This is a genomic window from Nocardia sp. NPDC019219 (genome assembly GCF_040632645.1).
Lineage (GTDB): Bacteria > Actinomycetota > Actinomycetes > Mycobacteriales > Mycobacteriaceae > Nocardia > Nocardia sputorum.
In genome coordinates, this window is the sequence record NZ_JBEYCG010000026.1 from 41,366 (window position 1) to 63,695 (window position 22,330).

Here is a 22,330-nt window from a genome sequence, read left to right on the forward strand (position 1 = left end):
GGAGCCAACGCTTCGTGGGCGGCGAATCTCCCCGTCGGCGAGAAATGCAACCGTGGCTGCCGCGACAATGGATAGCAGTGTGTAGGGAGTAGGTGTGGGCGAGAAGTTTTCGGTCGACCCGGACAAGCTGCGCGACCACGCACCGCGGTTCGACCTGATCGGGGCGGATGTGGCGGCCACCGTGCAGAAGCTGCGCGCTGCTCTGGCCGGGGCGGGCGAACCGTGGGGCAAAGACGACGCAGGCCGCGCGTTCGCCGAATCCTACGTTCCGGAATACCAACGGACGATGACCGACTTGGACAGCCTCGTCGAGGTACTGCAGCAGGCCGGCACGGATCTGCGCCACCTCGCGGAGAACTTCGAGATCCAGGACCAGGCCGTCGGGCAACGTATCGACAATGCCGCCACCAAATTTCAGAACGACCCGGCACCGATTCCAGTGCGGGTCGACGCCGGTCCCGCCCATCGGCTAGGCCCCGACGCTGCGGACGTACCGACCGCCGCACAGCCTTTCGCGGGATCTCCCGTGCCCACTGCGGCCGTCACCGCGGCAGCACCGAGACAACCGGCTTCCGCCGCTGCCGCACCGGCCGATCGGTCACCGCTCTCATCGGCGCCGCCTGATCGAACCCAGGGCACACCCGACAACGGGCCCGCCTCCGGTCAGCGGCCGGGCCAGGCCGAGGGGAATCCGAACGGCGCCGACCATCAAGGCGCGGAGCAGCCGGGCTTGCCCGGCCCCAGCGTGGACCCGACTCGCCAGGCGGATGCCGCGCTCACCCGTCCCGCGCCGGGCAATCGACCGTCGTCACCGTGGACGAAGGCCAACGCCGAAACGACGCCGGCCGCTGCCTCGCGAGCCGCCGCCACGCAAGCCGCCGCGAAGCAGGCCGGTGCGGCGGGACCGAGCACGCCGTGGTCCAACGCCGCCGCAGGCCGACCGCCGAGAGTATCCGCCCCCGACGCGGGCACACCCGGTTCTCCGCCGCGCATGCCCGGCCGACCGACCGCACGACCGGACCAGAAAGACGAGAAACCGGACCGGAAGGTGAACGCTTCCGCCGAGTCGGTCGCGGCCCGTCTCGCCAGAGAACTGGCCGAGCGCCACGGCGTGCGAGCCTTCGGCTTCGACACTCCGGGCGTAGCGGTAGAGGTACTGACCGAGATCGTCGCCGCAGTGGACGACGTGCTGCCGCGATACCCGCAGATCGCCCTGCGCGCGATCGGAATCGAGGAACTGGCGGATGGCGAAACGGCTCGACTGCACTGGGATTCGGCCGCGGCGCCTCGCGAATCGCGCGATTTCACCGATGCCGAGCGCGATTCCGAGGCGTCCGGAAAACGCTCGCCGGGCGCGGCCCACCAGATGGTGTCCACCGCACGTATCATGCTGGCGCTACCCGTCGCGACCGACCCGAAGCAGTTGGAGCAAGCCGTGATCGCGGCCGACAACGCGGGCCTGGTCGCACCGGGATGCGCACGACGGCCCGTATATTCGGCGATCGTGCGGGAACTCGGCAGGGCGCTCGACGGAGCAGGCGGCTTCCACGCTCGCACCGGCGCACAGCGGGCGCTGCTCTCGGCTTACCTGCCGCAGCTGAGCCCCGAGGACAAGGGATCGCTGAATCGCACGGTGTCGGGCTTTCAGGAATGGCGAGCACAGCTGGGTGGCCACAGCTTCGACCGCGGACGGTTCCATCCCGCTGCCGCTCTGGCCGAGGCGTTCACCGACGTGATCCTGAACGCCGCGCACGCCACGCCGCCCGCGCAGGTGCTGCACCGCCTCCTGGTCACCACCGCGAACTCCCGCACGCCTACGTAACCGCTGCGTCTCCGCGCGGTTGCGCGGAGCACGGATACACGATGTCCAGTCGTGAAGTGAATGATAGTGCGGCGCAAGGATACTGTGAGCGGTATGCGGTGGCTGGTTGCGGTGGGTCTGGTGTTCCTGCTGGCTGGATGTGCACAGATCACGGCGGGGAAGCCGCAGCCGGTGGCGGGCTCGTCGCAGGCGGGAACCGGGCCGTCGCAGACGGGGACGCCGGATAAGAATGGCGATCTGCGAGATCGGATCGAGTGGGTTCGGCAAGGTTCGCCGGTCGATCTCGCTCGATTCCACCAAGTGCAGCTCGCCGGGGGCCCGGCGACAGATCTGGCGGCCGACATCGCGTTCGTCAGCCCGACGCACAAGATCAGCTGCATCACCGGCGTCGAGTTCGGTTTCGACGGGTTCGACTGCATGGTCGAGTTGCAGGAACCGGCGCCGGCGCCGGGTGAGGGCTACGGCCAGTGGTTCGGCGGCTACGTGACCTACTCCGGGCAGCGCTTGACGGTGGGCCAATTCCGGGGTGACCCAGGGCTTTTCATCAACGGCGAGGGCCCGACGTTGCCGTACGACAGCACCGTCGCCTTCGGCGAATACCTCTGCCGCCTCGCGACGACCGGTCTCACCTGTGTGCATCCCGCCCAGCGCACGGGTGTGCAGTTGAGCAGCGCGGACGTCGTTCCGCTCGGCTGCCTGCGCGAGGTTCCGGAGGCCGAGCGCGAACCGGCCGTCGGCCGCGCTTACGCCTGCTGACCGCAAGAGGGCCGATGGCGTGGCGTTGCACTCGCACGTTCGCCCCCGAAAACGCGAACGGCGCCGCCCCTTTCGGAGCGGCGCCGTTACCAGCGATTCAGCGAATCACTTGATGATCTTCGTGACGCGACCGGCGCCGACGGTGCGGCCACCCTCGCGGATCGCGAAGCGCAGACCCTCGTCCATGGCGACCGGCTGGATCAGCTTGACGGACATCTCGGTGTTGTCACCGGGCATGACCATCTCGGTGCCCTCGGGCAGGGTCACAACGCCCGTCACGTCAGTCGTACGGAAGTAGAACTGCGGACGGTAGTTGTTGAAGAACGGGGTGTGGCGGCCGCCCTCGTCCTTCGACAGGATGTACGCCTGGCCCTCGAACTCGGTGTGCGGGGTGGTGGTGCCCGGCTTCACGACGACCTGGCCGCGCTCCACGTCCTCGCGCTTGATACCGCGAACCAGCAGACCGACGTTGTCGCCCGCCTGGCCCTGGTCGAGCAGCTTGCGGAACATCTCGATACCGGTGACCGTGGTCTTGGTCTTCTCCGGGCGGATGCCGACGATCTCGACTTCCTCGTTCACGTTGATCACGCCACGCTCGACGCGACCGGTGACGACGGTGCCACGACCGGTGATGGTGAACACGTCCTCGACCGGCATCAGGAACGGCTTGTCGGTCTCACGAACCGGGTCCGGGATGGACTCGTCGACCGCGGCCATCAGCTCCAGCACCGACTCCGACCACTTCGGGTCGCCCTCGAGCGCCTTCAGACCGGAGACCCGGACGACCGGCGCGTCCTCGTCGAACTCCTGCGAGGCCAGCAGCTCGCGGACCTCCATCTCGACGAGCTCGAGGATTTCCTCGTCGTCGACCATGTCGGCCTTGTTCAGCGCGACCAGGATGTAGGGCACGCCGACCTGACGGGCGAGCAGCACGTGCTCACGGGTCTGCGGCATCGGGCCGTCGGTGGCGGCGACCACGAGGATGGCACCGTCCATCTGCGCCGCACCGGTGATCATGTTCTTGATGTAGTCGGCGTGACCCGGCGCGTCGACGTGCGCGTAGTGGCGCTTCTCGGTCTGGTACTCGACGTGGGAGATGTTGATCGTGATACCACGAGCCTTCTCCTCCGGCGCCTTGTCGATCTGATCGAACGCGAAGCTCTCGTTCAGATCCGGGTACTTGTCAGCCAGCACCTTGGTGATCGCTGCGGTCAGCGTGGTCTTGCCGTGGTCGACGTGACCGATGGTGCCGATGTTGACGTGCGGCTTCGTCCGCTCGAACTTCGCCTTCGCCACTTCTTGGTCCTCCTGGACTTGTTGGTGCGTGCAGTTGCAGCAGTGCGGGGATCATCCCCGCGGACACGGGGATAGGGTCTTACAAACGGCCGGGAGCCATTTACTCGCCGGTCGCCTTGGCGATGATCTCCTTCGACACGTTGGCCGGAACCTCCGCGTACGAGTCGAACACCATGGAGTAGTTCGCCCGGCCCTGGGTCTTCGACCGCAGGTCACCGATGTAACCGAACATCTCCGAGAGCGGAACCAGCGCCTTGACGACACGGGCACCACTGCGTTCCTCCATGGCCTGGATCTGACCACGGCGGGAGTTCAGGTCGCCGATCACATCGCCCATGTAGTCCTCGGGCGTGGTGACCTCGACCGCCATCATCGGCTCGAGGATCACCGGACCGGCCTTGCGAGCCGCTTCCTTGAGCGCTTGCGCGCCCGCGATCTTGAACGCCATTTCCGACGAGTCGACGTCGTGGTAGGCGCCGTCGAGCAGCGTGACCTTCAGGTTCACCAGCGGGTAGCCGGCGAGCACACCGTACTGCATGGCGTCCTGCGCGCCCGCGTCCACCGAAGGGATGTACTCCTTCGGCACGCGGCCACCGGTGACCTTGTTCTCGAATTCGTAGTGCGCGCCGTCCTCGCCGACGAACGGCTCCAGCGCGATGATCACCTTCGCGAACTGGCCGGAACCACCGGTCTGCTTCTTGTGCGTGAACTCGAGCTTCTCGACCTTCTTGGTGATCGTCTCGCGGTAGGCCACCTGCGGCTTACCGACGTTCGCCTCGACCTTGAACTCGCGCTTCATGCGGTCGACCAGGATGTCGAGGTGCAGCTCGCCCATACCGCCGATGACGGTCTGGCCGGTCTCCTGGTCGAGCTTGACCGAGAAGGTCGGGTCCTCTTCGGAGAGGCGCTGGATCGCGGTGCCCAGCTTCTCCTGGTCGGACTTGGTCTTCGGCTCGATGGAGACCTCGATGACCGGATCCGGGAAGGTCATGGACTCGAGCACGATCTGGTTCTGCGGATCGCACAGGGTGTCACCGGTGGTGGTGTCCTTGAGGCCGATGACCGCGTAGATGTGGCCGGCCGAAGCCGCGCCCACCGGGTTCTCCTTGTTGGAGTGCATCTGGAACAGCTTGCCCAGACGCTCCTTCTTGCCCTTGGTCGAGTTGATGACCTGGGCGCCGGAGTCGACCTTGCCGGAGTACACGCGGACGTAGGTCAGCTTGCCGAAGAACGGGTGCACCGCGATCTTGAACGCCAGGGCCGCGAACGGCTCGTCGGCGCTCGGCTTACGGGTGAGCAGTTCCTCTTCCTTGCCGGGCACGTGGCCGGTGGTGGCCTCCACGTCCAGCGGCGAGGGCAGGTAGTCGATGACCGCGTCGAGCATGGGCTGCACGCCCTTGTTCTTGAACGCCGAGCCACACAGCACCGGGTAGAGCTCGGAGGTCACCGTCAGCTTGCGGATGGCGCCCTTGATCTCGTCGATGGTCAGCTCTTCGCCGCCGAAGAACTTCTCCAGCAGCGCCTCGTCCGACTCGGCGACGGTCTCGAGCAGCTCCTGGCGGTACTGCTCGGCCCTCTCCTTCAGGTCGTCCGGGATCTCGACGACCTCGTACTGCTCACCGAGCTTGGTCTCACCGCGCCAGACCTTGGCGTTGTTCTCGACCAGGTCGACGATGCCCTCGAAGGTGTCCTCCGCGCCGATCGGCAGCTGGATGACCAGCGGCTTGGCGCCGAGGCGGTCCTTGATGGTCTGCACGGTGAAGTAGAAGTCCGCACCGAGCTTGTCCATCTTGTTGACGAAGCAGATCCGCGGCACGTCGTACTTGTCGGCCTGACGCCACACCTGCTCGGACTGCGGCTCGACGCCTTCCTTGCCGTCGAACACCGCGACGGCGCCGTCGAGCACGCGCAGCGACCGTTCCACCTCCACGGTGAAGTCGACGTGCCCGGGGGTGTCGATGATGTTGATCTGGTTGTCTTTCCAGAAGCACGTGGTAGCCGCGGAGGTGATGGTGATACCACGCTCCTGCTCCTGCTCCATCCAGTCCATCGTGGCAGCGCCGTCGTGGACCTCACCGATCTTGTACGTGATGCCGGTGTAGAAGAGGATGCGTTCAGTTGTGGTCGTCTTGCCCGCATCGATGTGGGCCATGATGCCGATGTTGCGGACCTTGTTCAGGTCGGTGAGCACGTCCTGTGCCACGGAAATCTTCCCCGCTCGTAGCTAGTTGGGATTATCGGGGACGACCCTGTGGTCGCCTCTATGTCAACGCCGGACGCGGCCGGTGAGTGCCGCGTTCCGGCTGTGCCTCCCGACCCAGACGACGGGCCGGGCAGACGTCACCAGCGGTAGTGCGCGAAGGCCCGGTTGGACTCGGCCATCTTGTGGGTGTCCTCGCGGCGCTTGACCGAGGCGCCGAGGCCGTTGCTGGCGTCGAGCAGTTCGTTGGCCAGGCGCTCGACCATGGTCTTCTCCCGGCGCGCCCGCGAGAAGTTGACCAGCCAGCGCAGGGCCAGGGTGTTGGCGCGGCCCGGACGGACCTCGACCGGGACCTGGTAGGTGGCGCCACCGACGCGGCGGGGCTTCACCTCCAGCGACGGCTTGACGTTGTCCAGCGCGCGCTTGAGGGTGACGACCGGGTCGGTGCCGGTCTTCTCCCGGGCCTGCTCCAGCGCACCGTAGACGATGCGCTCGGCGGTGGACTTCTTGCCGTCCAGCAGGATCTTGTTGACCAGCTGAGTAACCAGCGGCGAACCGTAGACCGGGTCGTTGATCAGCGGACGCTTGGGTGCGGGGCCCTTGCGTGGCATATCAGCTCTTCTCCTTCTTGGCGCCGTAACGGCTGCGGGCCTGCTTGCGGTTCTTCACACCCTGGGTGTCCAGCGAGCCGCGGATGATCTTGTAGCGGACACCGGGGAGGTCCTTCACACGACCGCCGCGCACGAGCACCATGGAGTGCTCCTGCAGGTTGTGCCCCTCGCCCGGGATGTAGGCCGTGACCTCGACCGAGCTGGTCAGGCGAACACGCGCGACCTTGCGCAGCGCGGAGTTCGGCTTCTTCGGGGTCGTGGTGTACACGCGGGTGCACACGCCACGACGCTGCGGGCTCCCCTTCAGGGCCGCGGTCTTCGTCTTGGCGACCTTGTCGCGGCGACCCTTGCGGACCAGCTGGTTGATGGTTGGCATAGACCGGCTTTCCTTATTAGTTAACGCGGTGTGTGGACTTCATGTCTGTTTTAAGTTCGCGGCGCTCCCGGGGCCCTTCGTGGCGGCAAGCCTCCACTGCCGGGCCCGTCGTTCACACCGCTGTCATCGAGCTTTCACTCGCACGTCCGGCCACGTTTCTCGCGTCCCGAGGTCGGGCGTGTCGCGCGCGGCGCGGAGCCCTGATTCCGGGCACGCTGGAGTCGTCGGCCGCTCTCGCTGGCCTACGGTCACGCACGAACTTGCCCGCATGCTTCCGGGCACAGCGATCCACGATACCCGTGGCCGGGACACAGGGTCAAAGCGGGTCGGTCCGATGATCGTCTACCTGGCCAGGTTCAAGGTCATTTCCATCAGCTTCTTCGCCGCGTCGCACGGATCGGGGTGCACCGAGCCGGGCCGATAATTGATCCACCAGCCGATCACGCCGTTGTCCGGCGCACTGGCCGTCACACCGCAGGAGTCCGGATCCTTCGGCCTGCGGATCTGCAGCGCGAGCGAGCTCTGGATGGTGATATTGGTGGTCTCGTAGCCGAGCTTGTTGTTCGTCTGCTTCTCGTTGCTGAGTGTTCCGTTCTCGTACCAGTTCAGCGTGGCCATGCCGTTGCCGCCGGGCGCGCCGAGCAGGTCCCACATGCAGACCGCCCCGAAGAACGACTCGCTGACCGTGACGCTCTCGCCGATGGCCTTGCCGATCTGATCCTCGGAGAGGATCTGGCATTCGCGCAGCAACTTGTCCAGCCTGGTGTTGACCGGCTGGCTGCCGCCCACCGGCTGCGGGTTCCCGGAGATCTCCTGGCCGCACCCGCCCACGGACAACGCGAGGGCCACGGCGACGGCCGCGGACGCGCCGCGCCTGCGCATGTCTCGGCCGACGTTCACGCGCCACACCTCACTGGATCCGTTGCAGAGTCAGCTCGGCGAGCGCGCGGCTGCGGTCGCAGGGGTTGCCCGAGGCGAACGGGCCGGTGTTGGTCGACCACTCGAAGAAATCGTCGCCGAGCTGCACCGCGAGATCGCAGATCGTCCCACCCGGGTCCAAGGCGGCGAATCCGTCCCGCCCGGAAACCTTGATCGGATCGGGCGCGCGGCCGTTGACGGTCACCCACGCCCGTTCCCGTTCGATGGGACTGCCCCGGTAGGACGCGAAGGTGATACTGGCGGAACCGATTCCGGCCGACTGCCAGTTGCAGCCGACCGCGTTCCGGAACACCCCGGAGATCTGGCCGAGGCCACCGAGATTGCGCACCTCGTCGTCGGTCACGTGACCACACTCCCCGACGAACGGGCCGAGCGCCACCACTTTCGGCGCCGGGCGCGACGGACCCGAGTCCTCGGTCTCCTCCCCCGAACCGCAACCCGCCAATGCGAGCACCAGGGCTGTCGCGATGCCGACTGCCGACTTGATCCGCATGGCAAGAACTCTACCGACGCGCCGGCCGGAGTGGCTCGACGAGATCGCCCGCCCCGGCCTCACAAATTCCCCCGGGCCTCCTGTTCTCGTTCGATCGCCTGGAACAGCGCTTTGAAGTTCCCCTTCCCGAATCCGAGGGACCCGTGGCGCTCGATGAGTTCGAAGAAGACCGTGGGGCGGTCGGTGAGCGGCTTGGTGAAGATCTGCAAGAGGTAGCCGTCTTCGTCCCGGTCGACCAGGATGCCGCGGCGCTGGAGTTCGTCGACGGGAACGCGGACCCGGCCGATGCGGGCGCGCAGTTCCGGGTCCTCGTAGTAGGCGGCGGGTGTTTCCAGGAATTCGACGCCCTCCCGGCGCAAGGCGTGCACGCAGGCGAGGATGTCACCGGTGGCGAGCGCGATGTGCTGGACGCCGGGACCGCGATAGAACTCCAGGTACTCATCGATCTGCGAGCGTTTCTTGCCGACGGCCGGCTCGTTGAGCGGGAATTTCACCCGGTGGTTGCCGTTGGCCACCACCTTGCTCATCAGGGCCGAGTACTCGGTGGCGATGTCGTCGCCCACGAACTCGGCCATGTTCGTGAAACCCATGACCCGCCGGTAGAACTCGACCCACTCGTCCATCTGCCCGAGTTCCACGTTGCCCACCACGTGGTCGATCGCCTGGAACAACCGGGTGGGCGCCCCGTCGCGCCGCTGGTAGCCGGAGCGGCGGGCGACATAGCCCGGCAGGTAGGGCCCGTAGTAGCCGGAACGATCGATCAGGGTGTGCCTGGTCTCGCCGTAGGCGGCCAGCGCGGCGGAGCGGACGGTGCCGAAGTCGTCGGTCTCGTCGTGCGGTTCGACCAGGATGGTCGCGCCATGTGCGCGCGCCCACGCCACGCAGCGGTCGACATCGGGCACTTCCAGTGCGATGTCGACCACGCCGTCGCCGTGCCGGTCGTGGTGCGCGACCAGCGGACTGTCCGGATGCACCGCTCCGGTGATCACGAAGCGCGCCGCGCCGCTGCGCAGGACGAACGCTTTGTGATCACGGTTGCCGGTCTCCGGACCGGAGTACGCCTCCAACCGCATTCCGAAAGCGGATTCCAGGAAATGCGCGGTCTGCGTGGCGTTGCCCACCACCCAGACCAGGGCGTCCCACCCGATGACCGGAAACGGGTCACCGCTGGCGTCGTGGTCGACCAACCCCACCAGCGTGCGCAGCTCGCCGTCGCTGGGAACGGCGCCGGATCGGGTCTCCGGCAGGTGCTCGATGGTCATGGTCCAAGGAAATCGCCGGGTCCGCCGAGTAGGCAACAGCGCCAACTCGCGGTAGACAGTGTGGCGATTTCGGCTAGCAACCGGGGGGTAATGCTGGACAATTTGAATAGCATCAGCGGGACGGGCAACAAGCCCGCCCGGTGCTCGAACGGAGGCCGTCATGGCGCGCACATCGGCGAAGCTCGACGAGCTCGATCTCGCCATCCTCACCGCGATGCACGAGTACCAGAAGGCGGGCATCCTCGAACTGTCCCGCCGGACCAGGGTCGCCAGGGCCACGGTGCAGTCGCGGATCGCGCGCATGGAGGAGTCCGGCGTGATCGCCTCCTACGACCCGCAGATCGATGTCACCGCCGCGGGGTTCGACGTGCAGGCGTTCGTCACGCTGGAGATCGCCCAGGGTGCGCTGGACGCGGTGGCGGCCGAACTCGACGCCATTCCCGGCGTGCTCGAGGCCTATGCCACGACCGGCACCGGCGACGTGCTGTGCCGGATCGGGGCCGACTCGCACGCCGGGTTGCAGGCCGTGCTGCTGAGCATCGACCGGACCTCCTCGGTGGTGCGCTCGCACAGCGTCATCGTGCTGTCCACCGTGGTCGCCCGCCGGGCGCTGCCGCTACTGCGCACGCTGAGCCCGACCGGGACCACCAAGGCGCCCGCCTATCGCCCCGCCCGCGACCGATAGCCGATCCGGCTCACGGCCGCAGGTCGGCCCCCGCGTCGAGAATCTCCACACTTCCCTGCTTGCCCGCCTCCAGAAAGGCGAGCAGCGCGTGTGCCTCCGACTCGACCTCCGCGCGCTCCGCCTTCGTCCACGTCCGGGTCGGGCTGATGCGGAGCCGGGCGGTCCCGGAGTTCGCGAACACCTTGTACAGACCCGCGAGAAAGCCGTCGACCAGCACCGGGGATACCTGGGCCGCGAAGGCGCGCAGCGGAGGGACAGCGCCGTCGGGCACGATCCGGGTGCGGTCCCGGTGCGACAGCAGGGCGTTGTCGTACCACCCCAGCAGCCGCACCGGGGCGGGGATGTCCGGATCGGCCAGTTCACCGTCGGCGACGTCGTAGAGCGTGCGACCGCGTTCGTCGGTGTAGGTACGCACCCGATCGCCGAGTTCCGCGACGGCCTGCTTCATGCCGGGCAGCTTCGACCAAGTCTGCATGTCCATGGTGCTCGCCGGGCCGAAGGCCCGCAGGTAGCGGAAGATCAACTCCGCCAACGGATATGTGGGGTCCAGCGGCGCGCCCAGCCAGGGCTCGACCCGCGACCAGATCGGCCTGCTGTTGTCCTTCCATTTCCCGCGCGGCGGAGTCTGCAAGACCGGCAGCTGATACAGCCAGGTTTGCACCACCGCACCCGGATCGCGGTCGGGATAACGCTCGGCGGCGCGGGCGCGCAGGTCCGCTGCGGACATCGGCTCGTCGCCGAGCACCGCTTCGCCCTGCCCGCGCACCTCTTCCGGGTCGAGGCCCACCATGGCGCCGTAGTTGAAGCCCTTGCGGAAGGGCACTTTCTCCAGTTCCGGCTGCACGTGCGGCGCGATCCGCAACGCGTCGGGGGGCGTGACCAGATGAATGGTGCCGCGCATCAACGTGATCCGGACCAGGGAGCGGTCCTCCAGCGCGTCCGACACCGTCGCCGGGTCGAAGGCCGCGACGCGGCTCCACAATCCGACGAACGGCGGCGGCGAATCCTGCGCCTGCAACCCGACCAGATGGTCGCACATCTCGTGCACCGTCCACCGCGAGCGGGCGAGCAGATGCTGACGAGCCAGCAGAGTCCGGTTCAGTACCCGGTTGGACAGTTTCATGACGGGGGCGTGGGATACGTCAGCGCAGCGTGACCACGACCTTGCCGGTGGCCGTCCGGTTGTCCAGCGAGGCGACCGCCTCCGCGGCCTTGTCCAGCGGATACAGCACCGGCTCCGGCGGCGCGATCTTGCCGGAGGCAAGCAGCGGCTCCACCTCGGCCCACTGCTCCTGCAGATAGCCCGGGTGCGACATCACCCATTCACCCCACGCCGCGCCGGTCACCTCGACGTTCTTCAGCAGCAGCCGGTTGACCTTGACGGTCGGGATCTCCCCGGCGGTGAAGCCGACGACCAGCAACCGGCCCGCCGAGGCGAGCGAACGGATGCTGTCGGTGAAGCGGTCGCCGCCGACCGGGTCGAGCACGATGTCGACGCCGCGACCGCCGGTCAGCTCCTTCACCGCCGCCAGCCAGCCGTCGGTCAGCACCACGTCGGTGGCGCCGTTGGCGCGCGCGACCTCCGCCTTCGCCTCGGTGCTCACCACGGCGATCACCCGGCCCGCCCCCAGCGCGGCCGCCAGCCGCAACGTCGAGGTGCCGATGCCGCCCGCGGCGCCGTGCACCAGCACCGTCTCGCCCGCGGCCAGCCTGCCCCGGGTGCGCAGGCAGAAGTGCACGGTCAGGTCGTTGAACAGGATGCCTGCGCCCGCCTCCAGCGAGACGTTGTCGGGCAGCCGGAACACCATCTGCGCGGGCGTGACGGCCGTCTCGGCCATCGCGTTGCCGAGCATGGTGAGCGCGACGACCCGGTCACCCGGCCGCACGTGCGCGTCCTCGGGGGCCTCCCGGACGATGCCCGCGACCTCGCCGCCCACGACGAACGGCAATTCGGGCTTCATCTGGTACAGGCCGCGCGTCATCAGCACGTCCGGAAAGGCCACGCCGGCCGCGTGCACGTCGATCACGACGCCGCCCGGGAACGCCGCGGGCTCCGGAATGTCCACGATCTGAACCGCTTCCGGTCCTTCCAGCTTGCTGACCTGGGCTGCGCGCATGTGCCGACCTCTCTGTCCTCGCACCGGCATGATCCGCGCCGGCGCCACACCGACAACATAACGGGCGCCGCCCGAGGACGCCCGTCCGGACGCCCGATTTTGCTATGCTGGCCGCGACCTCGCGGTCGGGAGGGAAGGGGGATTCATGGTCGAGCAAAACCAGCCGCTACCTGCGACGACGATGCAGGTCGATCCGGCGGCGCTGCGCTCGTTCGCGCAGACGCTGCGCACCGAGGCCACGTCGGTCGCCGAGCTCGGCGGCGAGGGTTTCGGCGCCCTCGCCGGGGCGCTGCCCGGCACCGAGTTCGGCCCGGTGGCCGAGCGTGCGAACGATGCCGTGCATCGCTGCCTGGAACGGGTCGGGTCGCGGCTCACCACGATCGCCGACAACCTGCACAACGCGGCGGGCAAGTACGAGCTGGCCGAGGACGACTTCGCGGCCAAGCTCCGCGCGATAGGGCTCCAGCTGCCATGACCCTCACCATCCCAGACGTCGAGAACTGGCAGCCGGAGCAGCTTTCGGCGGCGGGCGCGCTCGCCGGACGGATGTCGCAGGGGCTGGACACCGCGGTCGCGAAAGGCGCCGACGACACGAAAGCCCTGTCCGACGCCAAGCAGTGGTCCGGCTCCGCGGGCGACGCCGCGAACGCCAGGATGCAGACCGAGAAGACGCGCGCCTCCGCGGTGAGCGCCGCCCTGCTCGAGCTGCAGACCGCGCTCACCGCGCTGGTGCAGAACCTGACCGACGCGAAAGCCAAGGTGCTGAGCCTGCGCGACGACGCGCTGAACCAGACGCCGCCGTTCGATGTCGCTCCCAACGGCACCGTGGACGCCAAGACCCGGATCGACTATCTCCGCGGGCACGCGGACAAGGCCGACGTCGAGGGGCTCGTCTTCCAGGAGGCGCTGCAGGCCGCCTCGCGCACCTGGGAGCTGACCAACGCCCTGAAGAGCGCGGAGGACGTGGCCGGCCAAGCCACGACCCAGCTCGAGGGCGCGGTCGGGAAATTGGAGGCGGCGTTCGCCGGGCTCGGTGAGCCCGGTGCGAACGTGCCCGCGGCGCCCACCGCACCCGCCGCCACCGCACCGGCCGCCGCGCCGGGCGCCCCGGTCGCCGCGGCTTCGCCGGACCGCTCCAGCCAGCTGATGTCCGGGCACAACAACTCGCACGGCACCTCGTCCGGCACGACGTATCAGGGTGGTCCGAGTTCGTCCGCGCCGACCGGCCCGCTGCCGAGCGGTGACGTCGCCCGATGGATCGCCGAGGCGAAGCAGAAGCTCATCGCGATGGGCTACGACCCCGCGCAGATCGACGAGCGGGCCATCGCGCTGATCATCGAGCACGAATCCGCGGGCAACCCCTACGCGGAGAACCGCTGGGACAGCAACTGGGTCGCGGGGCACCCCTCGAAGGGCCTGATGCAGACCATCGACAGCACCTTCAACGCCTACAAAGCGCCCGGTCACGACGACATCTGGAACCCGGTCGACAACATCATCGCCGGAGTGCGGTACTCCATCGACCGCTACGGGTCGCTCGGCAGCGTTCCCGGGGTCGCCGCGGTGAACTCGGGCGGCGCCTACCAGGGCTACTGAGCCGATCGGAGCTACTCCCGGCCAGGTCGCGCGCGCAAGACCCCGTTTCTGCTGGCCCAGGTCCCGGCAGACGGACTATTAAGGAGGTACGGACGGCTCGACGCGAGGGTGTGACGTACGCCCCGTAAAGTCGTCACAACAGCACCGCATGAAGAAACGCGGCACACCGTGCAGCGCGAGGAGCACAAGTGTCACTCGATCAGCCACTCGCCCCGCTTCCCCAGGAGGGCATGGGCTTTGCTTCGGCGTGGCCCGTCCGGGCTGGTGATGTGGATCCCTATGACCGGTTGCGGTTCGACGCCATCGCCCGCTACCTGCAAGATATCGCCTGGGAAAACCTCCATAGCACGTTCTTCCACCGGACCGATCCGAACTGGATCGTCCGGCGCACGGTCATCGACGTCATCCGGCCGATCCTGTGGCCGGACGAGGTGCGGCTGCTGCGGTGGTGCTCGGCGATGTCCACCCGGTGGACCAACATGCGGGTACGGATCACCAGCGGAAACGGCGGACTGATCGAGACCGAGGGTTTCTGGATCAACATCAGCGAGTCCACCGGCATGCCCGCGCGGATCAGCGACGAGGGCCTCGCCTACCTCGCGCGCACCTCCACCGAGCATCGCCTGCGGTGGCGGCCGTATCTGACCGACGCCACCCCGCCGGAGTCGGACACCGACTTACCGTTCCCGGTGCGCGCCACCGATATCGACCAGTACAACCACGTCAACAACGCCTGTTACTGGCAAGCGGTGGAACAGTTCCTGGTCGAATATCCCAAACTGCTCGCGGGCCCGCACCGCGCGGTGATCGAATACGTGGCCCCGGTCCTGGCGCGCCAGCACGTGAGCGTGCGCAGCCGGTACGAGCCGGGGGATCGCACCGGGCAGCCGGTGCTGCGGCTGTGGTTCGTGGTCGGCGGAACCACGACGACCGTCGTCCGCATCATGCCCTTACCGGGCTCCCCCGCCTCTCCGGGTTTCTAGGCCGTACAAGTCAGGAGCGCTAGAGTTACGTTCAGGTCCTGCGTTGGTTGCGACTCGGGTTTTGGGCGTTCCCGGTGAGTTACCCATGTGCTCGCGAGATCAGTCGGCCAGTTCCGCTGAAAACATTCCGGGGGCGATCGCGGACCTGCCGCCAGGTTCTCTCAGGGCCACGCGGCCAGCTACGGAGCGAACGGTCCGGGCAGCGGTCGGGGATTCGCCGCCGGATGCTTGGGAATCAGGCGGCCGGGTTGTGTCCGTCAGCCGGACTTCCGCGAAATCGTCCGAACGGGCGGCGGGCACAGCTGTGGCTGGAGGCCGGTCGGATCCGGGTGATCCGACCGGCTCGGTGGGCGTCAGCCTCGGGCGGCTTTGAGCAGGTCCTCGCGGGTGGTGAACTTGACACGTGGGCGGCCCGCGGACTTGCCCGCGGATTTCTCCGCTTGGTCGATCGCTCGCCAGCCCGCCCGGTCCACCAAGTCGGCCTGGCGCTCGGCGAGCAGGGCCTTCAGCGCGGCGCGGTCGGCTTGCGGGGCAGCGAGCTTGCCCGCGGTGAAGTCGGCGAGCAGCAACTCGACCGTCTCCTCGGAGTCGATCCGGTTCGATCCGATGACGCCGCGTGGTCCCCGCTTGATCCATCCGCTGACGTAGACGCCGCTCAGCATCGTCCCGTCGTCGCCGATGACCCGGCCGTGCTCGTTCGGCACGACGCCGCGCCGCTCGTCGAACGGCAGCTCCCCGATCCGCTCGCCGCGGTAGCCGATCGACCGCAGCACCAGCGAAGCGTCGATGCTCTCGGTGCGATCGGTCGGCCGCGCGACCAGCTGACCGTCTTCCTCGAACAGTTCGTTGTGCACGATCTCGACGGCCTCGACCCGCTCGCTGCCGGTGAGCGCGGTCGGCGAGGTCAGGTAGCGGAACACGATCCGCTTGTTGCCCTCCACCCGGCGTCCGCCGGCGTATTCCTTGGCCAGCGTGTATTTCAACGCCAGCGACGGCTCGACCTGCGGGTCGTCCACGATCGCCTGGCTGGCGTGATCGAGTGCCAGGTCGGTCTCGTCCACGATGACGTCGACGCCCTTCAGATGCGCCAGCGCGAGGAATTCCGGCGAGGTGTAGGCCGCCTGCAGCGGGCCGCGCCTGCCGAGCACGACGACTTCGCGAATATTGCTCCGCCGCAGCGCCTCCAGCGCGTGATCGGCGATGTCGGTCTTGGCGAGTTCGTCGGGATCGACGGTCAGCACGCGCGCCACGTCCAACGCGACGTTGCCGTTGCCGACGATCACGGCCCGCTCGCCGGACAAGTCGAACGTGCGGTCGGCGAAATCGGGATGGCCGTTGTACCAGGCCACGAATTCGGTGGCGGAGTGGCTGCCCGGCAGGTCCTCGCCCGGGACGCCCATTCTGCGGTCGCTCGAGGCGCCGACCGCGTAGATCACGGCGTGGTGGTGACGCAGCAGTTCCTCGTGCGAGATGTGCGTACCCACCTCGACGTTTAGGTAGTACTGCAGGGTCTCGCGGCGGAACGCGGACTCGAACATGCCCGAGACGGTCTTGGTGCCCGGATGGTCGGGCGCGACGCCCGCCCGCACCAGGCCCCACGGGGTGGGCAGCCGGTCGAACATCTCGATTTCCACGTCGGCCCTGCGCAGCAGTTCGTCGGCCGCGTAGCAGGCCGCGGGACCGGCGCCGACGATCGCGACGCGCAGGGTGCCCAGCTCCTTCGGCGGACGCGAGGGGGTGACGATCGGATCGAAGTTCGATTCCAGCGGGTGCCGTTGGAAGTAGGCGGCGTTGATATCGCGGAATCGCGCCAGCGAAGCGGTCAGGTCGTCCTCGGAGAAGATGGCCTCCACCGGGCACGCGTCGACACAGGCGCCGCAGTCGATACAGGTGTCGGGGTCGATGTAGAGCATCTCGGTCGTCGCGAACTCCGGCTGATCCGGAGTGGGACGGATGCAGTCGACCGGGCACTCGGAGACGCAGCTGGCGTCGTTGCAACAACGCTGCGTGATTACGTAGGCCATATTGTGCTGATCCTCGAAGAAGTACGTGGGCCGTGGCCACCCAGGGGTTGTGGTGGACAGATGAGCGGCGTCCGTCACGTCCGCCGCGAGGGTCGCCCGCTGGAGCTCGTGATGTGATGCCGCTTTCAGTTTGCCTCGAGTGTGGTCGGGACCTCTCGCCCGGAGGGCTTACCGTATCTCCATGGCGCGGACCCTGATCCTCATGCGGCACGGCAAATCGGCCTATCCGGAGGGCGTCGGCGATCACGAGCGGCCGCTCGCGCCGCGGGGCAGGCGCGAGGCCGGGCTCGCGGGCGACTGGTTGCGCGCGACCCAGCCGCCGATCGACGCGGTGCGCTGTTCCACCGCCACGCGGACCAGGCAGACGCTCACGGCCACCGGGGTCACCGCGCCGGTCGTCTTCGAACCGGGGATCTACGAGGCCGCGCCGGAGACGCTCATCGAGCTGGTCCGCCTCAGCGACGACGACGTGACGACCCTGCTGATGGTCGGGCACGCGCCGGGGATGCCGTGGACCGCTTGGGAATTGGCGAGCAATCGTGATGCCGCCCCCGCGGTCGAACTCAGCCGGAAGTTCCCGACTTCAGCGCTCGCGGTGTTGCGTTTCGATCGCGACTGGGCGGACGTCGATCCGGGGACCGGTGAGCTGGTGCATTTCCACATACCGCGCTGACCGCACGCGATGGGTACGCGCGGTCAGCGCAGTAACCTGCCGCCGACCACGACGACCCCGCCGAGCACGAGTAGCAGCGCGAACGCGGCGAGTCCACCGAACAACCACCACACCACCCCGAGCGCGAGCGCGAACGGCGCGATCGCGACAGCGGTGATCACCGGGCTTTCCTTGACCGTCGCCCAGGCCGAACGGGCCCTGATCCGGTCGATGTCCTTTCCAGGCATGTTCCCAGCGTAGGCCGGAATCCGGGACTTTGTCGGTGCGCGATGGAATGCTCGCCGGATGGATTGGAAAATCGAGCTCGTCGCCATTCCGGTGACCGACGTCGACCGCGCCAAGGACTTCTACACCAAGATCGGTTTCAACGCCGACCACGACCACCGGGTCGACGAGAACCTGCGCTTCGTGCAACTGACCCCGCCCGGCTCCGGCTGCTCCATCTGTCTGGGCGAAGGCGTCACCGACGCGGCGCCCGGCAGTGTCCGGGGTATGCAGATGGTGGTGGCCAGCGCCGAGGACGCCTATCAGCAGTTGACCGCGGCAGGCGTGGACGCCACGCCGGTCCAGGATCTCGGCTGGGGGCTGTTCACCTTCTTCGCCGATCCGGATGGCAACAAATGGGCCGTCCAGCAGCTACCCGACTACACCAGCTGAATCCGAGCCTTGCTTGGAGCGTACTCCAGGTGACTAGCGTCATCGATGTTCAACGGGAAGGGCGAGTGCAGTGAGTGAAACCGCCTCTCACGGGAGCGTGAGCGACGACAGGGAACAGCCCCGGTATTCGATCGGCGAGGTGTCCGAGCGGTCGGGGCTGAGCCGGGACACGCTGCGCTGGTACGAGCGGATCGGGCTGATGGACTACATCGGGCGCGACCACACCGGCAAGCGGCGATTCAGCGACCGGGATCTGGAATGGCTGGCGCTGATCGGGCGGCTGCGCACGACCGGCATGTCGGTGGCGGACATGGTGCGCTACGCCGAGCTGGTGCGGGCCGGGGACGCCACGCTCCCGCAACGGCTGGCGATGTTCCGGGACACCCGCGCGGAAGTGCTCGCCAAGATCGATGAACTTCGTCAGACCCTGGCCGTGCTCGATCGCAAGATCGCCCTCTACGAGGGCAAGAGCCGAGCGATCGAGCAGGCCGTGGGCACCACGCAGGACACCGAAGGGATCAAGGTATGACAACGGTCGGCACGCTGCCCACCACCGCGCTGGGCGGCGGCGACATCCAGGTGGGGACCCAGGGCCTGGGCTGCATGGGCATGAGCGAGTTCTACGGCCCCAGCGACCTCACCGAATCCCGGGCCACTTTGGACCGGGCGCTGGAGCTGGGTGTCACGCTGTTCGACACCGCCGACGTCTACGGCTCCGGTCACAACGAGGAATTCCTCAGCGATTTCGTCCGCGCCGAGCGCGACCGGCTGGTGATCGCCACCAAGTTCGGCATCGTCCGCAAGGCCGACGACCCTGCCTACCGGGGCTTCGACAACTCCCCCGCCTACATCCGCAACTCGGTGGAAGGCAGCTTGCGCAGGCTCGGGATCGACACCATCGATCTGTACTACATGCACCGCAAGGATCCCGCCGTGCCGATCGAGGACACGGTCGGCGCGATGGCGGAATTGGTGCGGGAGGGCAAGGTCCGCGCGCTCGGCCTGTCCGAGGTCACCGGAGCCGAACTGCGGGCGGCGCACGCGGTGCACCCGATCGCGGCCGTGCAGTCGGAATGGTCGCTGTTCTCCCGGGACGTCGAACGCACCGTGGTGCCCGCGGCGGCGGAACTGGATGTGACGTTCGTGCCGTACTCGCCGCTGGGTCGCGGCTTCCTGACCGGATCGTTCACCGGCACCGCGGACACGAACGATTTCCGCTCCTCGATGCCGCGCTTCACCGGCGAGAACGCGGCCCGCAACGCCGAGCTGCTCGCCCCGCTGCGGGCCATCGCCGAAGCACGCGGCATCACCCTGGCACAGGTGGCGCTGGCCTGGGTGCACGCCCAAGCCGGTGTGCACGACCTCGCGGTGGTCCCGATCCCCGGCACGCGCAGCCGGACCAGGCTCACCGAGAACGTCGCCGCCGCGACGATCGCACTGACCCTCGACGAGCTGGCGACGCTGGAGCCGATCGCGGACCAGGTTTCCGGAACGCGGTACGCGGATATGTCGTTCACGTCCGCGGGCCGGGAGTGACCTTCGAGATCAGGAGACGACCATGTCGACGTTGACGCTCAACGTGCGCTTCCTCGCCAAGCCGGGTCGCGAGGCGGAATTGAAGGATCTGCTGCAAGGCATGATCGAACCGACCCTGGCGGAAGGCGGGTGCCTGCGGTACGAGCTCTACCTGCATCCCACCGACCCGAGCCGGATGGTGTTGCTGGAGGAGTGGGCCGACGAGGACGCCTTGGCCGCACATTTCCGGACACCGCACCTGAAGGCTCTCGCCACCGCGTTGCAGGAAGTCCTGGTCGAACCGTTCCAGTTGCGACGGTTCACCGAAATAGCCTGAGCCATCCGGTGATCCGGCGGCGCGCGCCAGGCCGGATCACCGGGGCGACGCTCCCGGCCGCGCCGATCCTCCGCGACCGGCGCGCAAACTTTCGGACCGAAGTCCGCTTATCCGGCGGCCTGGTCTGCGCCGTTCACCGGCGGCGACTAACATCCCACGAATATGAAGCCCGAAGCGCCACGCGACCGCGTCTGGATCGATAAGCAGACGCCGGCCGCGTTCCGCGCGCTCAACAGCGTCGCGAACGAGGTCAGGGCCGCGGGAGCGGCGGTGGGTCTGGATCGCCGGATCATCGAACTGGTCAATCTGCGCGTCTCCCAGCTCAACGGCTGCGCGTACTGCCTGGACGTGCACTACCGGGCCGCCCTGGCAGCCGGCGCCACCGAGCAGGAGATCGCGGTGCTGCCCGGCTGGCGGCGCGGCGGCCCGTACACCCCGTTCGAGCGGGCCGTGCTCGCGGTAGCGGAAATCACCGCGACGCTTCCCGGCGAAGACGTCGTCGAGCGTGAGTACGCGTCGGCGCGCCGGTATCTGACGGACGACCAGTTGTCCGTCGTCATCTGGGTGGCCACCACGATCGGCGCGTTCAATCGGGTCTCGATTCTCAGCAGACATCCGGTCCGCGCACGGAAGGAGAAGACAACCATGACCGAATCGGCTTCGCAGTCCAAGGTCGTCCGCAACGACGAGCGGCATCGCTACGAGGTGTTCTACGGCGGGGAGCTGGCGGGATTCGCCGACTACGAGGAGCGCGACGACGAGACCGTGTTCACGCACACCGAGGTCGACGGCGCGTTCTCCGGCAAGGGCCTCGGCTCCGTCCTGGCCAAGAGCGCGATCGAGGACGTCGTCGAGCGCGGGCGCGTGATCCGTCCGGTGTGCCCGTTCATCAAGGCGTACCTGGACAAGCACCCGGATTACGACAAGCACGTGATCGGCAAGGGCGTCGATCGGTGAGTGATCTCGACCCCCGCCCGGCCGAGACGCTGTGTGAACCCGCGCCGGGCCCCGGCCCGGTCGCGGAGCGGTATCCGGCCCGTGAGGTGCCGCTCGGCGGGGTGCGCGGCGTCTTCGTCGAACGCGTGCTGCCGCAGCGGGACCTGCCCACCGTCGGCGCGTGGTGCTTCCTCGACCACTTCGGCTCGCCGACGGTCACCAAGACCGGTGCGCCGCCGGACATCGATCCGCATCCGCACATCGGCCTGCAAACGGTGACCTGGCCGTTCGAGGGCCGCATCCGGCATCGCGACTCGGTGGGCTCGGACGTGGAGATCGAACCCGGTCAGCTGAACCTGATGACCTCCGGACGCGGCATCGCCCACTCCGAGTACGCCGTCGCGGGCGCGCCCGCCGGGCACGGCCTGCAGCTGTGGATCGCCCTGCCGGGCGACCGCACCGGCATCGCCCCGCATTTCGAGCAGCATCGCGAACTACCGGTCGTGGAAACGCCCGGCCTCCGGGCGATCGTGCTGATCGGCGCTCTGGCCGGGAAGACCTCGCCCGCGATCGCCTACACCCCCATCGTCGGCGCCGATGTGCGGCTGGCGGCCGGCGCCGACGTCACCCTTCCGCTCGACCCTCGTTTCGAGCACGCGGTGCTGGTGATCGAGGGCGAGGTGACCGTCGCGGGCGAGGAGCTCGCTCCCGGCCCCCTGCTGTACCTGGGCACCGAGCGCGACGAACTGCGGTTCGGCAGCGAAGGCGGCGCGCACTTCGCGCTGATCGGCGGCGAACCGTTCGGCGAGGAGCTGGTGATGTGGTGGAACTTCGTCGGCCGCAGCCACGAGGACATCACCGCCGCTCGGGCGGATTGGGAGAACCACGACGTCACCCGATTCGCCGACATCGCCGGCCATACCCCGCAGCAGCGCATTCCGGCGCCGCCACTGCCCGGACTGCACCTGAAGCCACGCAAGCGCCGGATCGGCCCCGCCCGGGACTGAGTCGCGGCGCCGCGTATTCCGCGCGGCGGGTGGTGAGGGGGCCGG

Annotated in this window: 24 protein-coding genes; 13 read left to right on the plus strand and 11 right to left on the minus strand. The window is 68.1% G+C overall.

Going from position 1 to position 22,330, the window contains the following annotated elements; genetic code table 11:
* The first annotated feature begins 94 nt into the window (after window positions 1-94).
* Both ABZ552_RS32910 and ABZ552_RS32915 read left to right on the plus strand, forming a co-directional pair.
* Window positions 95-1,822: a WXG100 family type VII secretion target gene (locus ABZ552_RS32910; RefSeq protein WP_357441777.1), complete on the plus strand. Its 1,728-nt coding sequence runs from the start codon at window positions 95-97 to the stop codon at window positions 1,820-1,822.
* Window positions 1,823-1,915: 93 nt separating this feature from the next.
* Entirely contained in the window at window positions 1,916-2,578 is a 663-nt protein-coding gene (locus ABZ552_RS32915; RefSeq protein ID WP_357441779.1) for a hypothetical protein, read from the plus strand.
* Window positions 2,579-2,683: 105 nt separating this feature from the next.
* Here the strand turns inward: ABZ552_RS32915 and tuf are convergent, their stop codons facing one another.
* The 7 genes from tuf to hppD all read right to left on the minus strand — a co-directional run bounded on the left by tuf (window position 2,684) and on the right by hppD (window position 9,755).
* Window positions 2,684-3,874, minus strand: coding sequence for an elongation factor Tu (gene tuf, locus ABZ552_RS32920; protein WP_063024777.1), 1,191 nt, complete (start codon window positions 3,872-3,874; stop codon window positions 2,684-2,686).
* A 100-nt stretch (window positions 3,875-3,974) separates the two neighbouring features.
* Window positions 3,975-6,077, minus strand: coding sequence for an elongation factor G (gene fusA, locus ABZ552_RS32925; RefSeq protein WP_159849877.1), 2,103 nt, complete (start codon window positions 6,075-6,077; stop codon window positions 3,975-3,977).
* Window positions 6,078-6,214: 137 nt separating this feature from the next.
* Entirely contained in the window at window positions 6,215-6,685 is a 471-nt protein-coding gene (gene rpsG, locus ABZ552_RS32930; protein ID WP_014353063.1) for a 30S ribosomal protein S7, read from the minus strand.
* Between the two features lies 1 nt (window position 6,686).
* The gene (gene rpsL, locus ABZ552_RS32935; RefSeq protein ID WP_039801925.1) at window positions 6,687-7,061 is read right to left on the minus strand and encodes a 30S ribosomal protein S12; all 375 of its coding nucleotides are present in this window, start codon (window positions 7,059-7,061) and stop codon (window positions 6,687-6,689) included.
* Between the two features lie 342 nt (window positions 7,062-7,403).
* Window positions 7,404-7,961 carry a DUF3558 domain-containing protein gene (locus ABZ552_RS32940; protein WP_281875676.1) on the minus strand — a complete coding sequence of 186 codons (558 nt, stop codon included), beginning with the start codon at window positions 7,959-7,961 and terminating at the stop codon, window positions 7,404-7,406.
* Window positions 7,962-7,971: 10 nt separating this feature from the next.
* Complete coding sequence (locus ABZ552_RS32945; RefSeq protein ID WP_281875678.1) at window positions 7,972-8,493, minus strand: DUF3558 domain-containing protein; 522 nt, start codon at window positions 8,491-8,493, stop codon at window positions 7,972-7,974.
* A gap of 59 nt (window positions 8,494-8,552) precedes the next feature.
* Window positions 8,553-9,755 carry a 4-hydroxyphenylpyruvate dioxygenase gene (gene hppD / locus ABZ552_RS32950; protein ID WP_357441782.1) on the minus strand — a complete coding sequence of 401 codons (1,203 nt, stop codon included), beginning with the start codon at window positions 9,753-9,755 and terminating at the stop codon, window positions 8,553-8,555.
* Between the two features lie 160 nt (window positions 9,756-9,915).
* Between hppD and ABZ552_RS32955 the strand changes: the two genes are divergently transcribed.
* Window positions 9,916-10,440, plus strand: a complete 525-nt coding sequence (locus ABZ552_RS32955) for an Lrp/AsnC family transcriptional regulator (RefSeq protein WP_281875682.1) — start codon at window positions 9,916-9,918, stop codon at window positions 10,438-10,440.
* Window positions 10,441-10,450: 10 nt separating this feature from the next.
* Here the strand turns inward: ABZ552_RS32955 and ABZ552_RS32960 are convergent, their stop codons facing one another.
* Together ABZ552_RS32960 and ABZ552_RS32965 are read right to left on the minus strand one after the other, a co-directional pair.
* Entirely contained in the window at window positions 10,451-11,563 is a 1,113-nt protein-coding gene (locus tag ABZ552_RS32960) for a winged helix DNA-binding domain-containing protein (RefSeq protein ID WP_357441784.1), read from the minus strand.
* Window positions 11,564-11,582: 19 nt separating this feature from the next.
* Complete coding sequence (locus ABZ552_RS32965) at window positions 11,583-12,557, minus strand: NADPH:quinone oxidoreductase family protein (protein ID WP_281916512.1); 975 nt, start codon at window positions 12,555-12,557, stop codon at window positions 11,583-11,585.
* 145 nt (window positions 12,558-12,702) lie between these two features.
* Between ABZ552_RS32965 and ABZ552_RS32970 the strand changes: the two genes are divergently transcribed.
* From ABZ552_RS32970 to ABZ552_RS32980, 3 genes are all read left to right on the plus strand, one after another.
* On the plus strand, window positions 12,703-13,032 hold the full coding sequence (locus ABZ552_RS32970; RefSeq protein ID WP_281875687.1) for a type VII secretion target: 330 nt from the start codon (window positions 12,703-12,705) through the stop codon (window positions 13,030-13,032).
* Window positions 13,029-14,153, plus strand: a complete 1,125-nt coding sequence (locus ABZ552_RS32975) for a transglycosylase SLT domain-containing protein (RefSeq protein WP_357441786.1) — start codon at window positions 13,029-13,031, stop codon at window positions 14,151-14,153. The genes ABZ552_RS32970 and ABZ552_RS32975 overlap by 4 nt, the downstream gene beginning before the upstream one ends.
* 188 nt (window positions 14,154-14,341) lie before the next feature.
* Window positions 14,342-15,136: an acyl-ACP thioesterase domain-containing protein gene (locus ABZ552_RS32980; protein WP_281875689.1), complete on the plus strand. Its 795-nt coding sequence runs from the start codon at window positions 14,342-14,344 to the stop codon at window positions 15,134-15,136.
* A gap of 353 nt (window positions 15,137-15,489) precedes the next feature.
* Here the strand turns inward: ABZ552_RS32980 and ABZ552_RS32985 are convergent, their stop codons facing one another.
* On the minus strand, window positions 15,490-17,160 hold the full coding sequence (locus ABZ552_RS32985) for an FAD-dependent oxidoreductase (protein WP_357441788.1): 1,671 nt from the start codon (window positions 17,158-17,160) through the stop codon (window positions 15,490-15,492).
* A 181-nt stretch (window positions 17,161-17,341) separates the two neighbouring features.
* Between ABZ552_RS32985 and ABZ552_RS32990 the strand changes: the two genes are divergently transcribed.
* On the plus strand, window positions 17,342-17,833 hold the full coding sequence (locus tag ABZ552_RS32990) for a histidine phosphatase family protein (protein ID WP_357441790.1): 492 nt from the start codon (window positions 17,342-17,344) through the stop codon (window positions 17,831-17,833).
* 23 nt (window positions 17,834-17,856) lie between these two features.
* Here the strand turns inward: ABZ552_RS32990 and ABZ552_RS32995 are convergent, their stop codons facing one another.
* A complete protein-coding gene (locus ABZ552_RS32995; protein ID WP_159849860.1) occupies window positions 17,857-18,060 on the minus strand; it encodes a hypothetical protein in 204 nt (67 codons plus the stop codon).
* Window positions 18,061-18,118: 58 nt separating this feature from the next.
* Here ABZ552_RS32995 and ABZ552_RS33000 point away from each other — a divergent pair, with 58 nt between their 5' ends.
* From ABZ552_RS33000 to ABZ552_RS33025, 6 genes are all read left to right on the plus strand, one after another.
* Window positions 18,119-18,490 (plus strand): glyoxalase superfamily protein, encoded by a 372-nt coding sequence (locus tag ABZ552_RS33000; RefSeq protein WP_281875694.1) that lies wholly within the window; start codon window positions 18,119-18,121, stop codon window positions 18,488-18,490.
* A gap of 97 nt (window positions 18,491-18,587) precedes the next feature.
* Entirely contained in the window at window positions 18,588-19,019 is a 432-nt protein-coding gene (locus ABZ552_RS33005) for a MerR family transcriptional regulator (protein ID WP_281875696.1), read from the plus strand.
* Window positions 19,016-20,026, plus strand: coding sequence for an aldo/keto reductase (locus tag ABZ552_RS33010; RefSeq protein WP_281916508.1), 1,011 nt, complete (start codon window positions 19,016-19,018; stop codon window positions 20,024-20,026). The genes ABZ552_RS33005 and ABZ552_RS33010 overlap by 4 nt, the downstream gene beginning before the upstream one ends.
* 22 nt (window positions 20,027-20,048) lie before the next feature.
* Window positions 20,049-20,342: a putative quinol monooxygenase gene (locus ABZ552_RS33015; RefSeq protein WP_281875699.1), complete on the plus strand. Its 294-nt coding sequence runs from the start codon at window positions 20,049-20,051 to the stop codon at window positions 20,340-20,342.
* Window positions 20,343-20,504: 162 nt separating this feature from the next.
* The gene (locus ABZ552_RS33020) at window positions 20,505-21,299 is read left to right on the plus strand and encodes a GNAT family N-acetyltransferase (protein WP_281875701.1); all 795 of its coding nucleotides are present in this window, start codon (window positions 20,505-20,507) and stop codon (window positions 21,297-21,299) included.
* Window positions 21,296-22,285 (plus strand): pirin family protein, encoded by a 990-nt coding sequence (locus tag ABZ552_RS33025; RefSeq protein ID WP_281916507.1) that lies wholly within the window; start codon window positions 21,296-21,298, stop codon window positions 22,283-22,285. The genes ABZ552_RS33020 and ABZ552_RS33025 overlap by 4 nt, the downstream gene beginning before the upstream one ends.
* The last annotated feature ends 45 nt before the right edge of the window (window positions 22,286-22,330 follow it).

Excerpts from the sequence above, each read along its gene's own strand:
- ABZ552_RS32915 (WP_357441779.1), top strand. The coding sequence starts at position 1,916 with ATGCGGTGGCTGGTTGCGGTGGGTCTGGTGTTCCTGCTGGCTGGATGT.
- rpsG (WP_014353063.1), bottom strand. The coding sequence starts at position 6,685 with ATGCCACGCAAGGGCCCCGCACCCAAGCGTCCGCTGATCAACGACCCG.
- rpsL (WP_039801925.1), bottom strand. The coding sequence starts at position 7,061 with ATGCCAACCATCAACCAGCTGGTCCGCAAGGGTCGCCGCGACAAGGTC.
- ABZ552_RS32945 (WP_281875678.1), bottom strand. The coding sequence starts at position 8,493 with ATGCGGATCAAGTCGGCAGTCGGCATCGCGACAGCCCTGGTGCTCGCA.
- hppD (WP_357441782.1), bottom strand. The coding sequence starts at position 9,755 with ATGACCATCGAGCACCTGCCGGAGACCCGATCCGGCGCCGTTCCCAGC.
- ABZ552_RS32955 (WP_281875682.1), top strand. The coding sequence starts at position 9,916 with ATGGCGCGCACATCGGCGAAGCTCGACGAGCTCGATCTCGCCATCCTC.
- ABZ552_RS32960 (WP_357441784.1), bottom strand. The coding sequence starts at position 11,563 with ATGAAACTGTCCAACCGGGTACTGAACCGGACTCTGCTGGCTCGTCAG.
- ABZ552_RS32965 (WP_281916512.1), bottom strand. The coding sequence starts at position 12,557 with ATGCGCGCAGCCCAGGTCAGCAAGCTGGAAGGACCGGAAGCGGTTCAG.
- ABZ552_RS32970 (WP_281875687.1), top strand. The coding sequence starts at position 12,703 with ATGGTCGAGCAAAACCAGCCGCTACCTGCGACGACGATGCAGGTCGAT.
- ABZ552_RS32975 (WP_357441786.1), top strand. The coding sequence starts at position 13,029 with ATGACCCTCACCATCCCAGACGTCGAGAACTGGCAGCCGGAGCAGCTT.
- ABZ552_RS32985 (WP_357441788.1), bottom strand. The coding sequence starts at position 17,160 with ATGGCCTACGTAATCACGCAGCGTTGTTGCAACGACGCCAGCTGCGTC.
- ABZ552_RS32990 (WP_357441790.1), top strand. The coding sequence starts at position 17,342 with ATGGCGCGGACCCTGATCCTCATGCGGCACGGCAAATCGGCCTATCCG.
- ABZ552_RS32995 (WP_159849860.1), bottom strand. The coding sequence starts at position 18,060 with ATGCCTGGAAAGGACATCGACCGGATCAGGGCCCGTTCGGCCTGGGCG.
- ABZ552_RS33000 (WP_281875694.1), top strand. The coding sequence starts at position 18,119 with ATGGATTGGAAAATCGAGCTCGTCGCCATTCCGGTGACCGACGTCGAC.
- ABZ552_RS33010 (WP_281916508.1), top strand. The coding sequence starts at position 19,016 with ATGACAACGGTCGGCACGCTGCCCACCACCGCGCTGGGCGGCGGCGAC.
- ABZ552_RS33015 (WP_281875699.1), top strand. The coding sequence starts at position 20,049 with ATGTCGACGTTGACGCTCAACGTGCGCTTCCTCGCCAAGCCGGGTCGC.
- ABZ552_RS33020 (WP_281875701.1), top strand. The coding sequence starts at position 20,505 with ATGAAGCCCGAAGCGCCACGCGACCGCGTCTGGATCGATAAGCAGACG.